Here is a 12,189-nt window from a genome sequence, read left to right on the forward strand (position 1 = left end):
CGTCATTTCTTGAGGAAACCATGAGTGCTATCGTAGATATCATCGGTCGAGAGATTCTCGATTCGCGAGGCAACCCCACCGTCGAATGCGATGTGCTGCTCGAGTCGGGCACGATGGGCCGCGCTGCGGTGCCGTCGGGTGCGTCGACGGGTTCGCGCGAAGCGATCGAACTGCGCGACGGCGAAGCCGGCCGTTACGGCGGCAAGGGCGTGCTGAAGGCCGTCGAGCACATCAACACCGAAATCTCCGAAGCGATCATGGGCCTCGACGCTTCCGAGCAGGCCTTCCTCGACAAGACCCTGCTGGAACTCGACGGCACCGACAACAAGTCGCGCCTCGGCGCGAACGCGATGCTGGCCGTGTCGATGGCCGTCGCCAAGGCTGCTGCTGAAGAAGCCGGCCTGCCGTTGTACCGCTACTTCGGCGGCTCGGGCGCCATGCAACTGCCGGTGCCGATGATGAACATCGTCAACGGCGGCGCGCACGCGAACAACAGCCTGGACATCCAGGAATTCATGATCGTGCCGGTCAGCCAGCCGACCTTCCGCGAAGCACTGCGCTGCGGCGCCGAAGTGTTCCACGCGCTGAAGAAGATCCTGTCGGACCGCGGCATGAGCACGGCAGTGGGTGACGAAGGCGGCTTCGCACCGAACTTCGGCAGCAATGATGAATGCCTGTCGACCATCCTGCAAGCCATTGAAAAAGCTGGCTACCGCGCCGGTGAAGACGTGTTGCTGGCACTCGACTGCGCAGCGAGCGAGTTCTACCACGACGGCAAGTACCAGTTGGCGGGCGAAGGCCTGCAACTGTCGTCGACGGAATTCGCCGACTACCTGGCGAACCTGGCCGACAAGTTCCCGATCGTCTCGATCGAAGACGGCATGCACGAAAGCGACTGGGCCGGCTGGAAGATCCTGACCGACAAGCTCGGCAAGAAGATCCAGCTGGTGGGCGACGACCTGTTTGTCACCAACACGCGCATCCTGAAGGAAGGCATCGAGAAGGGCATCGCCAACTCGATCCTGATCAAGATCAACCAGATCGGTACGCTGACGGAAACCTTCGCAGCGATCGAAATGGCGAAGCGCGCAGGCTACACGGCTGTGATCTCGCACCGCTCGGGCGAAACCGAAGATTCGACGATTGCGGATATCGCAGTCGGCTTGAACGCCGGTCAGATCAAGACGGGTTCGCTGTCGCGTTCGGACCGCATCTCGAAGTACAACCAGTTGCTGCGCATCGAAGAAGACCTCGGCGATATCGCCAGCTACCCGGGCAAGTCGGCGTTCTACAATCTGCGCTAATGGCCTCTCATGGCCTGTTCAATAGCGCTGACCGATGAGCCGGTTATCCTTCGTTTCTGATTGACCCCGCCGCCCTGCGTATAGCGCAGGGCGGCGTGTATTTATTGTGCTTACTTCATGCGGTTTGTCACTGCTGTCCTGATCGTTCTACTGGCGCTGATCCAGTACCCGCTCTGGTGGGGACACGGCGGCTGGTTGCGCGTGCACGAGTTGCAGCAGCAACTGGCGCAGCAACTGCAGAAGAACACCGATTCGAAGCTGCGCAACGAGCGTATCCAGGGCGAAGTTCAGGATTTGCAGAACGGTACGGCCGCGGTGGAAGAGCGGGCGCGCTACGAAATGGGCATGGTGAAGGACAGCGAAGTGTTCGTGCAGTTCGTTGCGCCGAACGCGCCGTTGCCGGCGGCGAACACGCCTTCGGTTACAACGTCTACGCGCGGTGTGATGTCGGCGGCGCCGCTGCATATGGTGCCGAATCCGGAGTCGCGCGCGAAGCCGGAGCGCAAGCATGGCGGTAAGGTGGCGACAGAGAAGAAGGCCACGCACTGAGTTCGTTCAGACTGGTTGAGCTCGCAGACGAACGTGAAATAAAACGCAGGAACGAGCGCAGGAACGAACGTAAAAGCTCGCAGGAAGACGAAAAAAAGCCGCTGATCCACAAGATCAGCGGCTTTTTTGTGTGCCTGTGATGCGGCGCGTGTCAAGGTACTTGTCGCCTCAGTCATGCAGCCAAAGGCTGTCTAAGTGTAGCGTGCGAGGCCATCGTGACGACTGACTCGCGCTCCGGATTGAGCGTGACGGCACCGATGGGCGTCCAGTCTCGCGTGCAGCCTGACCAGCGGGCCGGGTTACGTTCCCGCGCCTGGACATACACCTCGTGACGAGCGGCGAGGATCGCGTGATCGTCGCCGTCATGGCGCTGCGCCGGGCTGACGTAGCGGATGCTGCTGTGACGGTGGTCGAAGTTGTACCAATGCACGAAGTCGCTCGCCCAGTCGCGTGCAGCATTGAGCTCGGCGAAGCCCGTGGCGGGGAACTCCGGGCGGTACTTGGCCGTGCGGAACAGCGCCTCGGCATAGGCGTTGTCGTCACTGACGCGTGGGCGTGAGTACGATGGCTTCACGCCAAGCCAGTGGAGCATGGCCAGCACGGTCGTGGCCTTGAGCGTGGAGCCGTTGTCTCCATGTAGCACCGGCTTGTCCGCCAGAGTAGCGATGCCCTCGGCCAGCGCCGTGCGCCGCACCAGATGGGCAGCGTGACTGGCATCGTCGCCCTCGTGCACCTCCCATCCGACGATCTTGCGGCTGTACAGGTCCAGGATCAGGTACAGGTAAAACCATTGACCGACGACCTCGGCGGGCAAGTACGTCATATCCCAGCACCAGACTTCGCGTGGTGCGCAAGCGATGTGCGTGGTCGGCGGTCGGCCAGCCTTGGGCGCTTTCGCCCGGCCCCGATGTGCAGTTTGTCCGTGCTCGCGCAGCACGCGGGCGAAGGTGGATTCGCTGGCGATATACACGCCTTGGTCGGCCAGCATTGGCACGATGCGCGCAGGAGGCATATCGGCGAAGCGCGGCTCGTTGGCCACGCGCAGCACCTCGGCACGCTCGGCGGCGCTCAGCGCATGGGAAGGTTGCGGGCGTACCGCATGAGGTCTTCCATCGCCCGATACGAGGCCTTCGCCGGCATTCCAGCGCTGCAGGGTGCGCACGTCGATGCCGGCCGTCTCGCAGGCCAGGCGTAGCCGTGCGCCGGCCTTGTGCGCGGTGTGGATATCATGGGCCAGCGACTGGCGATCTTCGAGGTCGATCATTCGTCCTCGCCCGTGCTGAAGATCGCCGCGACTTTTTTTGATAGCACCAGCAGCGCCGCCGTCTCAGCCAACGCACGGTCCTTGCGCCGCAGCTCGCGCTCGAGTTCCTTGATGCGACGTCGGTCCTGCTGCGTCTGCTGCGGGCTGGCACGCGCCTCCTCGGGCTCGGCCAGCGCCTGCGTGGCGCTTTGCCGCCAGGAAGCCAGCTCGTGCGGATACACGCCGTTGGCGCGGCACCATGCGCTCTTGGCAGCCTCGTCCATCGCAGCGGTCGTCAGCACGGCGTCAAATCGGGCCGCCGCTGTCCAGGCCCGCTCGCGAGCGGGCCTGGACAGCGCATCACTGCGCCAGCGCTCCAGCGTCCCCACTCCCACGCCAACCTCACGTGCAACGTCTTCCAACGCCGCGCTCTCCGGCGGCAGCAACCGCGCAACAGCTCTGTCCTTGAATGCTTGTCCGTATTTTGCCAATTCGTTTTCTCATCATCGCCCCCGGTTCATTGATTCTATTGGAGCGACAAGTATTCTGACGCGGGGGGGATGCCTGCCTCTCCGCCTGGTCGCCGTATCGGCGTACCTACTGTTCGGGAGTGCCCGCTTCGGCTTACCAGCCCCAATACGGGGAATAGCCTACGCCGACACCCGTGCCCCAGCCGTGCCCCCAGCCACCGCCGTAGTAACTGCCGTACACACTGACGGGCGGCGAGTAATAACGTGAGTACGCTTGAGCAGCGTTCTCGGCGGCAATGGCCTGATTCTGATCGGACAGCACCTGACGGTCGATCACATCGTAGCGCTCGCGCTCTTCAGGCGTGAGCGGCCGCGCGGTGCTGGCCATACCCGACTGGTCGGCCGGTAGGCGGCTATAAATCGGCGATGGGCCAGGCGGGTCCATCACGCAACCCGTCAGCGCAGCGCTGCCGCCGATGACCGTCAGCACGGCGACCGTACGCATGCAATGCTTCACCGAAGTAGGGATGTTCATTTTTATCTCCATCGGTCGGATGCCTAAGCAAAACATGTGCAGCGCGCACCGCCGACGATCCAGCGCAATGATCGACGATAACGCGCCACCCGAGCCCGAAAAGGCAGCGGACGGCGCGTCATTTTACTGCCGTAATGCCGGCGTAATGAACCGCCGCCTGGCCGCTTCAGTGCCGCTGGTCGGCCGCCGGGGTCACGCCTTGTGAGAGCGCATTGGCGACAAAAAGTTGCGCGACGTCGACCGGATCGAATTCGTACCGTTGATTACAGAATTCGCAATGAATCTCGACGTGGCCGCGCTCTTCGATCACGCCGTCCACTTCCTCGCGGCCCAGCATTTTCAACATGGCGCCGACTTTTTCGCGCGAACAACTGCATTCGAAGCGCGTCGTGGCCGGCTCGAAATGCTGCACATTCTCCTGCCAGAAGAGACGGCGGAAAATCGTTTCCGGTTCTTCCTTCAACAGTTCGTCTTGCGACATCGTGCCGCCGAGCGTGCAGACGCGCTCCCATGTGTCCGCGTCCAGATCGCCCGGATGCGGGACGATGCCGCCGTCACCCGGCAGCTTTTGCAGCAGCATGCCGACCGCGCGCTCGGTGTTCGCCGCGAGCCACAGGCGCGTGTCGAGCTGCTCCGAGTGATGCATGTAGTGCTCGAGCACTTCGGACATCGACTTGAGCGGGCCGTCCACGCCCGACAGCGGGACGATACTTTGATACGGCTGCTGGCCGGGCTGCTTGTCGCGCGGGTCGAGCGTGATCACGCAGCGGCCATGGCCGCTCGCGTTGACCAGGTCGATCATGGAGGTGGCGTCGTCAATCGTATTGGCCGCTTCGCCGGAGAGCTTGGCGGTGGCGCGCATCGACAGGTCGGAGCTGCACTGCACCACTAGCATCTTGGCCGGTCCGTCACCAAAAATCTGCATGACGAGCGTGCCGTCGAACTTGAGGTTCGCCGAAAGCAGCGCGCACGCGGCCATCATCTCGCCCAGAATCGTCCGTACGGGCGCCGGATAGTCCCGGCGCGTCAGCACTTCCTGCCACGTATTGCGCAGCGAAACGATCTCGCCGCGTACCGGCGCTGCGCTGAACATGAATTTTTGCAACTGGTCGCTCACAACTTTTCCTCGGTCGAATGACGTAGCCTGATGCTGCGCCTTGCGCGCCGCGCGCTCCGGCTGTTTAGCCGATGCGCACGAGCTGCGCCTTGAAATACTCGCGGCGTTCGGCATAACTTGCCGTGCCGCGCTGCATATTGGCGATATCCGTCTCGGTCAGTTCGCGCACCACTTTGGCAGGCGCGCCGAGAATCAGCGAATTGTCGGGAAACACCTTGCCTTCGGTGACGATGGCGCCCGCTCCGACCAGACAGTTGCGGCCGATCACCGCACCATTCAAGACCACCGCCTGAATTCCGATCAGCGAGCCCGCCTTGATCGTGCAGCCGTGCAGCATGACCTGGTGGCCGATCGTCACATTCTGCTCGATCTTCAGCGGGAAGCCGGGGTCGGTGTGCAGCACCGCGTTTTCCTGGACGTTGCTGCCGGCGCCGAGGGTGATCGGCTCGTTGTCGCCACGAAGCGTCGCGCCGAACCAGACGCTCGAATTTTCTTCGAGCGTTACATTGCCGATAATGTTCGCCGAATCCGCGACGAACACGCTTTCATGGATGGTCGGGGCTGCTTCGCCAAGCTTATAAATTGTCACGGAGTCTCCTCTTGATCAGTCGCTACGCGCTACGCGGGGTGGCCGGGGCTTCGAAGCGGGCTGCAAAGCGGGGCTCCGAAACACAGGAAAACGCCCGAACGCCCTGATGAACCGGTTGTCCCGCCGGCCTTGGGCAATCGGCGCGCGAGATTGTCGAATCGAGTATTGTAAACGGTTGTGTGCTTAGGTCGGTTGGCGCCGCCGCACGCCGTCCAGCGCTCATCGGCCTCAGCGACCGCCGCGCCTCTCGTCTTGCCTGTCGCCGTGCCCTTCGCCAACCTGGTTGCTATGAATTCCGCTGCTCCGTCCGTTTCTCCCGTTTCTCCCGTTTCGCCCGCTCTGCCGATATCGAATCCTGAGCAACGTTCGAATCGCGCGAATTGCGCGCGCACCGCGGCGCTGGCCGCATTACGCGAAATCGACCCGGCAACCAAGGCAGCTGCGGCCCGCGCGTTATATGCCGCGGCGCTCGACGGCAGCCTCGCGTGCCCCGCCGACCTCGAATTGGCCGAGCCGGCAGACCTGCCGGGCCGTCCCGCGCGCCCAGAACTGGTCGATCCGCGCAAACTGAAGCGCCGCAGCATGCAATCCCCCGAAGGGCGGGCGGTCCTGCTGCATGCGCTGGCACACATCGAATTCAACGCCATCAATCTCGCGCTCGACGCCGTCTGGCGTTTCGCCGGCATGCCCGCCGCGTTCTACACCGATTGGCTCAAAGTCGCCGCCGAAGAGGCGCATCACTTCTCGTTGCTGGTCGCGCGGCTTGCGGAGTTCGGCCATGCCTACGGCGATTTTCCCGCCCACGACGGCCTTTGGGACATGTGCGAGCGCACGCGCGCGGACGTGCTGGCGCGGATGGCGCTGGTGCCGCGCACCCTCGAAGCGCGTGGCCTCGACGCTTCGCCGCCGATCCGGGCACGCTTGCAGCAGGCGGGCGACCACGCGTCCGCAGCGATTCTCGACGTGATCCTGCGCGATGAAATCGGCCATGTGCTGATCGGTAATCACTGGTTCCGCTATCTCTGCGACGCGGGGGGCCTCGATCCACACGGCACCTACACGCGTCTCGCCGACCAGTATCACGCACCGAAATTACGCGGTCCGTTCAATTTCGAGGCGCGCCGCGACGCCGGTTTCGACGAAACCGAACTGGCCGCGCTGGTCACTCTGGCCGGCCTCAACACTGAGCAGCCGGCTTCGACGCCTCCTCCGGCCGCGAGCGACTGCCTTCTTCCATTGCCGGACCCCACGCATCGCCCGACTATCTCGTTATAATCGAACGACCATTCTTTTTTCGGACAAGCCGTTCATGAATACCTCCAAGTCTGAATTCGTCGCCGTGCACGGCATCCGTCTGCATGTACGGCGCTGGGGCAATCCGGATGCGCCGATGCTGTTCATGTTGCACGGCTGGATGGACGTGGCGGCGTCGTTCCAGTTCGTCGTCGACGCATTGGGCGGCGACTGGCAGGTGATCGCGCCCGATATGCGCGGCTTCGGCCTGTCGGACTGGCCGGTCGCCGAGCGCGGCGGCGGCAACTACTGGATTCACGACTATCTCGGCGATCTCGACGCGCTGCTCGACCACTATGCACCGATCGGCGAAGTCAATCTGGTCGGCCATAGCATGGGCGCGAACATCGTCTGCCTGTATGCGGGTGTGCGGCCGGAGCGGGTGCGCTGCGTGGTCGATCTGGAAGGCTTTGGGCTCGCGCCGTCGCACTCGGCGCAAGCACCTAAGCGGCTGCGCAACTGGCTCGACGAGTTGCGCGATCCGCCGCAATTGAAACGCTACGCGTCGCTGAACGAGGTCGCCGGGCGCCTGATCAAGACCAACCCGCGCCTCGATCCACAACGCGCGCAATTCCTCGCGGAACACTGGTCGAAGCCGGACGGAGAAGGGCGCTTCATGCTGCTCGCCGATCCGGCGCACAAACTGCGCGGGCCGACGCTGTACCGCCTCGACGAAGTGATGGCCGTGTGGCGCAAGGCAAGCGCCAAAGTGCTGCACGTCGAGGCCGCTAACTCGCCCACACTTGCACAGATCGCCGGCGAGATTCCGCTCGACGAATTCAAGGCGCGCTTCCAGGCGTTTCCGAACTGGCGCGAGAAGATCATCGACGAAGCGGGACACATGGTGCATCACGACCAACCGGAGCAGGTGGCCGCGCTGATCGAGGGCTTCTGCGCCTGAACCTTGCAAAAAGGTTTCGATGCGAGGTCCACTACGCGAGATAGGTCTGCGGCCATTTACTGCGTTGCAGTAAAATGAGTGCAGAACCTTCTCAAGACAAAGATGAACGCCGACCTCCACTGCCATTCCACCGTTTCCGACGGCCAGTTCGCGCCGGCCGATGTCGCGCGCCGCGCGCACGCGGGAGGCGTGACGCTGTGGGCGTTGACCGACCACGACGAACTGGGCGGCCAGCTCGAAGCGCGCAGCACTGCTGAGGCGCTTGGCATGGGCTACGTGAGCGGCGTGGAGATATCGGTGACGTGGGCTTCACGCACTGTGCACATCGTTGGCCTCGGCGTGGATCCGACCAGCACAACGCTGATCGACGGCCTCGCGCGCACCCGCAACGGTCGCGCGGCGCGCGCCGAAGCAATCGGCGAACAGTTGGGCACGCTCGGCATCCCCGACGCCTATCAAGGCGCGCTCAAATACGTCTCGAACCCCGACATGATTTCGCGCACGCACTTCGCGCGCTTCATGGTCGAAAGCGGCTACGCCAGCTCGACGCAGGACGTGTTCAACCGCTATCTCGGTGACGGCAAGCCCGGCTACGTGTCGCACCGCTGGGCGAAACTGGCGGACGCGGTTGGCTGGATTCAGGCGGCCGGCGGCGAGGCGATCATCGCGCACCCGGGTCGTTACGCGTACTCACCGGTTGAATTCGACGCGTTTTTCGCTGAGTTCATCGACCTCGGCGGCAAGGCGATCGAAGTGGTGACGGGTAGTCACACGCCGGATCAATACCGCGAATATGCTGACGTCGCACGCCGCTTCGGCTTCGAGGCCTCGCGCGGTTCCGACTTCCATGCACCTGGCGAAGGCCGCATCGACCTCGGCACGCTGCCGCCACTGCCCTCCGATCTCAAGCCCGTCTGGGAACGCTGGCTGTGATCGTGCGCCGTGCCACGGCGGCACGATATGCGCGAACGCCCTCGTCCCAGGGCTTGCTTTCGCCCGATCTGCCGTCCGATTTGCCACTTTTCGTCCGACCTCCATCCGCAGCCACCTGTAGCCACCGTTAGTCAAAATGTCCCAATACTTTCGGCTTCATCCGGATAACCCGCAACCGCGCCTCGTCAAACAGGCCGTGCAGATCATCAATGACGGCGGCGTCGTTGCGTTGCCGACGGATTCGAGCTATGCGCTTGCCTGTCATCTCGACGACAAGGACGCGGTCGAGCGCTTGCGGCGCATTCGCGGGCTTGACGAGAAGGCGCTCCTGTCGCTGCTGGTGCGCGATCTCTCAGAGCTGTCGAACTTCGCGATGGTCGACAACCGGCAGTACCGCCTGATCAAGTCGGTTACGCCGGGCCCTTACGTTTTTGTGTTGCAGGCCACCAAAGAAGTACCGCGCCGCCTCTCGCATCCGTCGCGCAAAACCATCGGCCTGCGGGTACCGGAGCACGCGATCACGCTGGCAATTCTCGAAGAACTCGGCCAGCCACTGCTCGGCTCCACGCTGATCATGCCGGGCGAAACCCAGCCGCTGAACGACCCGGAAGAAATCCGCGAGCGGCTCGAGAAACAGTTGGACCTGGTGATCGACGGTGGCCCATGCGTATGCGAACCGTCCACCGTGGTCGATTTGACCGGCGCTGAGCCGGTGCTGGTGCGGGCAGGGCGCGGTTCTCTCGCGCCATTCGGTCTCGAAGAGACGGCTTGAGCGAAAGCGGACAGACGCACGCAATCGCGTTGTTACAATAGCGAGTTATGGATTCTTCCCTGATACAAACCGTTGCGGTTTACGCGTTGCCGGTGATTTTCGCCATAACGCTGCATGAAGCCGCGCATGGCTACGTCGCGCGCTGGCTCGGCGACAACACCGCGTATGTGCTCGGCCGCGTCTCCGTCAATCCGATGCGGCATATCGATCCGCTCGGCACGATCGCGATTCCCTTGCTGCTGTACTTCGCCACGAGCGGCGCGTTCATGTTCGGTTACGCGAAGCCTGTGCCGGTCGCCTTTGGCAACCTGCGCAATCCGCGTTGGGGCAGTCTGTGGGTCGCTGCCGCCGGGCCGGCCTGCAATTTTGTGCAGGCGCTGGTGTGGGGCCTGGTTGGCGTCGCGCTCGCGGTGGGGGGCGTCGAAGAGCCTTTCTTCACGCGCATGGCGGCGGCCGGCGTCGGCGTGAACCTCGTGCTCGGCGTGCTCAACCTGTTTCCGCTGCCCCCGCTCGACGGCGGCCGCGTGCTGATGGCGCTGTTGCCGCCGCGGCAGTCGATCGCGTTGTCGCGCCTCGAACCGTACGGTTTTTTCATCGTGATGGCGCTGGTCATGACGGGCACGCTCACGCGCTATTGGCTCAGCCCGCTCGTGACGCTCGGCTACGGTGCGATTACCGCAATCCTGACTCCACTTGTTTCGCTTTTCTAAATAACCATGTTCCCAGACCGTATCTTCTCCGGCATGCGGCCCACCGGGTCGCTGCACCTCGGCCACTATCACGGCGTGCTGAAAAACTGGGTGCGGCTGCAGTCCGAATACCCGTGTTTCTTCTGCGTAGTCGACTGGCACGCGCTGACGACGCACTACGAAACGCCCGAAGTGATCGAAAAGAACGTGTGGGACGTGCTGATCGACTGGCTCGCCTCCGGCATCGATCCGGCGCAGGCAACGCTCTTCATCCAGAGCAAGGTGCCCGAGCATGCGGAGCTCGCGCTGCTGCTCGGCATGAGCACGCCGCTCGGCTGGCTGGAACGCGTGCCGACCTACAAGGAGCAGCAGGAGAAGCTGAAGGACAAGGATTTGTCCACCTATGGCTTTCTCGGCTACCCGGTGCTGATGGCGGCGGACATTCTGCTGTATCGCGGCTCGCTCGTGCCGGTTGGCGAAGACCAGGTGCCGCACGTCGAAATGACGCGTGAAATCGCGCGCCGCTTCAACTACCTGTACGGCCGCGAACCGGGCTTCGAAGAGAAGGCCAACGAAGCCGCGAAGAAGCTGGGCGGCAAGCGCGCCAAGCTGTATCACGAGCTGCGCAACGCCTATCAGCAGGAAGGCGACGACGAAGCACTCGAACAGGCGCGTGCGATGTTGCAGGAATCGCAGAGCCTGTCGATGAGCGACCGCGAGCGTCTGTTCGGCTACCTGGAAGGTTCGCGCAAGATCATTCTGGTCGAGCCGCAGGCCATGCTGACCGAAGCGTCGCGTATGCCGGGTCTGGACGGCCAGAAGATGTCGAAGTCGTACGGCAACACGATCGGCCTGCGCGAAGACGCGGAAACGATCACGAAGAAGGTTCGCACCATGCCGACCGATCCGGCACGCGTGCGCCGCACCGATCCGGGCGATCCGGACAAGTGCCCCGTGTGGCAGTTGCATCAGGTCTACACGGACGAAGCCACGCACGAATGGGCGCAGAAGGGCTGCCGAACCGCGGGAATCGGTTGTCTCGAATGCAAGCAGCCGGTGATCGAAGGCATTCTGCGCGAGCAGCAGCCGATGCTCGAGCGCGCGCAGAAATACATGGACGATCCTTCGCTGTTGCGCGCGATTGTCGCCGACGGCTGCGACAAGGCCCGCAGGTACGCCACGGAAACGATGCGCGACGTGCGTGAGGCGATGGGTCTGTCGTACAACTGATCGCCGCGCTGAAGCGATGAGCACTCCCGTTGCTGCCATGCCGAACGGTTCCTCGCAAGGAAACGGTGAACCGTCGCACTGGGTGCGCCACTGGGCGCATCTGGTCGCGGCGGGCGGCGCTGTGCTCGACGTGGCGTCGGGGGCAGGGCGGCATGCGCGGTTCTTTGCATCGCTGGGTCATCCAGTGACCGCGCTCGACCGCGATGCGGCTGCGCTGGGCGCCATGCGTGATGAGCCACTTGTCACCACGCTTCTCGCTGACATCGAAGGCGCCGCATGGCCCTTGCCTGATGACGCGAAATTCGCCGGGATCGTGGTCACGAACTATCTGCACCGGCCGCTATTTCCGCAGTTGTTACGCTCGCTCGCGCCCGGCGGCGTACTGGTTTACGAGACCTTCGCGCAAGGCAACGAAAGCGTCGGCAAGCCGTCCAATCCGGCGTTTTTGCTCGCGCCCGGCGAGCTGCTCGACGTGGTGCGCGGCCACCTCCGGGTGGTCGCATTTCAAGACGGATTTCTCGCGCAGCCGCGCCCGGCTTACGTCCAGCGGATCTGCGCAATTAT

General features: G+C 63.4%; 13 protein-coding genes. 9 read left to right on the plus strand and 4 right to left on the minus strand.

The window, feature by feature from the left end; all coding sequences use genetic code 11:
• The first annotated feature begins 20 nt into the window (after positions 1 to 20).
• Positions 21 to 1,304, plus strand: coding sequence for a phosphopyruvate hydratase (gene eno / locus VFE81_RS27045; protein WP_097389692.1), 1,284 nt, complete (start codon positions 21 to 23; stop codon positions 1,302 to 1,304).
• Between the two features lie 117 nt (positions 1,305 to 1,421).
• Positions 1,422 to 1,853 carry a cell division protein FtsB gene (gene ftsB / locus VFE81_RS27050; protein ID WP_325047518.1) on the plus strand — a complete coding sequence of 144 codons (432 nt, stop codon included), beginning with the start codon at positions 1,422 to 1,424 and terminating at the stop codon, positions 1,851 to 1,853.
• A gap of 172 nt (positions 1,854 to 2,025) precedes the next feature.
• On the opposite strand, the gene VFE81_RS27055 is transcribed toward ftsB, so the two are convergent.
• The 4 genes from VFE81_RS27055 to VFE81_RS27070 form a co-directional block, all read right to left on the minus strand.
• A protein-coding gene (locus tag VFE81_RS27055) for an IS3 family transposase (RefSeq protein ID WP_325047519.1) occupies positions 2,026 to 3,587 on the minus strand; the annotation gives its coding sequence in 2 pieces (ribosomal slippage) (positions 2,026 to 3,149 and positions 3,149 to 3,587; 1,563 coding nt in all).
• A gap of 133 nt (positions 3,588 to 3,720) precedes the next feature.
• The gene (locus VFE81_RS27060) at positions 3,721 to 4,101 is read right to left on the minus strand and encodes a hypothetical protein (protein WP_325047520.1); all 381 of its coding nucleotides are present in this window, start codon (positions 4,099 to 4,101) and stop codon (positions 3,721 to 3,723) included.
• Positions 4,102 to 4,267: 166 nt separating this feature from the next.
• Positions 4,268 to 5,218, minus strand: coding sequence for an Hsp33 family molecular chaperone HslO (gene hslO / locus VFE81_RS27065; protein ID WP_325047521.1), 951 nt, complete (start codon positions 5,216 to 5,218; stop codon positions 4,268 to 4,270).
• A gap of 64 nt (positions 5,219 to 5,282) precedes the next feature.
• Positions 5,283 to 5,807, minus strand: coding sequence for a gamma carbonic anhydrase family protein (locus VFE81_RS27070; protein WP_325047522.1), 525 nt, complete (start codon positions 5,805 to 5,807; stop codon positions 5,283 to 5,285).
• Between the two features lie 288 nt (positions 5,808 to 6,095).
• On the opposite strand from VFE81_RS27070, the gene VFE81_RS27075 reads away from it, so the two are divergent.
• From VFE81_RS27075 to VFE81_RS27105, 7 genes are all read left to right on the plus strand, one after another.
• Positions 6,096 to 7,082 (plus strand): ferritin-like domain-containing protein, encoded by a 987-nt coding sequence (locus VFE81_RS27075; RefSeq protein ID WP_325047523.1) that lies wholly within the window; start codon positions 6,096 to 6,098, stop codon positions 7,080 to 7,082.
• Between the two features lie 34 nt (positions 7,083 to 7,116).
• A complete protein-coding gene (locus VFE81_RS27080; protein ID WP_325047524.1) occupies positions 7,117 to 8,001 on the plus strand; it encodes an alpha/beta hydrolase in 885 nt (294 codons plus the stop codon).
• 102 nt (positions 8,002 to 8,103) lie between these two features.
• The gene (locus VFE81_RS27085) at positions 8,104 to 8,934 is read left to right on the plus strand and encodes a 3',5'-nucleoside bisphosphate phosphatase (protein WP_325047525.1); all 831 of its coding nucleotides are present in this window, start codon (positions 8,104 to 8,106) and stop codon (positions 8,932 to 8,934) included.
• Between the two features lie 136 nt (positions 8,935 to 9,070).
• Positions 9,071 to 9,706: an L-threonylcarbamoyladenylate synthase gene (locus VFE81_RS27090; RefSeq protein ID WP_325047526.1), complete on the plus strand. Its 636-nt coding sequence runs from the start codon at positions 9,071 to 9,073 to the stop codon at positions 9,704 to 9,706.
• 47 nt (positions 9,707 to 9,753) lie between these two features.
• Positions 9,754 to 10,416 carry a site-2 protease family protein gene (locus tag VFE81_RS27095; RefSeq protein WP_325047527.1) on the plus strand — a complete coding sequence of 221 codons (663 nt, stop codon included), beginning with the start codon at positions 9,754 to 9,756 and terminating at the stop codon, positions 10,414 to 10,416.
• Positions 10,417 to 10,422: 6 nt separating this feature from the next.
• The gene (locus VFE81_RS27100) at positions 10,423 to 11,625 is read left to right on the plus strand and encodes a tryptophan--tRNA ligase (protein WP_325047528.1); all 1,203 of its coding nucleotides are present in this window, start codon (positions 10,423 to 10,425) and stop codon (positions 11,623 to 11,625) included.
• 16 nt (positions 11,626 to 11,641) lie between these two features.
• On the plus strand, positions 11,642 to 12,189 hold a 548-nt coding region (locus VFE81_RS27105), incomplete at its 3' end, for a class I SAM-dependent methyltransferase (protein WP_325047529.1).

It is taken from the genome of Paraburkholderia sp. (assembly GCF_035656215.1).
Lineage (GTDB): Bacteria > Pseudomonadota > Gammaproteobacteria > Burkholderiales > Burkholderiaceae > Paraburkholderia.

Bases quoted from the DNA above. Each gene is read 5' to 3' on its own strand.
- VFE81_RS27090 (WP_325047526.1), top strand. From the start codon at position 9,071: ATGTCCCAATACTTTCGGCTTCATCCGGATAACCCGCAACCGCGCCTC.
- VFE81_RS27080 (WP_325047524.1), top strand. From the start codon at position 7,117: ATGAATACCTCCAAGTCTGAATTCGTCGCCGTGCACGGCATCCGTCTG.
- VFE81_RS27085 (WP_325047525.1), top strand. From the start codon at position 8,104: ATGAACGCCGACCTCCACTGCCATTCCACCGTTTCCGACGGCCAGTTC.
- ftsB (WP_325047518.1), top strand. From the start codon at position 1,422: ATGCGGTTTGTCACTGCTGTCCTGATCGTTCTACTGGCGCTGATCCAG.
- VFE81_RS27095 (WP_325047527.1), top strand. From the start codon at position 9,754: ATGGATTCTTCCCTGATACAAACCGTTGCGGTTTACGCGTTGCCGGTG.
- eno (WP_097389692.1), top strand. From the start codon at position 21: ATGAGTGCTATCGTAGATATCATCGGTCGAGAGATTCTCGATTCGCGA.
- VFE81_RS27100 (WP_325047528.1), top strand. From the start codon at position 10,423: ATGTTCCCAGACCGTATCTTCTCCGGCATGCGGCCCACCGGGTCGCTG.
- VFE81_RS27075 (WP_325047523.1), top strand. From the start codon at position 6,096: ATGAATTCCGCTGCTCCGTCCGTTTCTCCCGTTTCTCCCGTTTCGCCC.
- VFE81_RS27060 (WP_325047520.1), bottom strand. From the start codon at position 4,101: ATGAACATCCCTACTTCGGTGAAGCATTGCATGCGTACGGTCGCCGTG.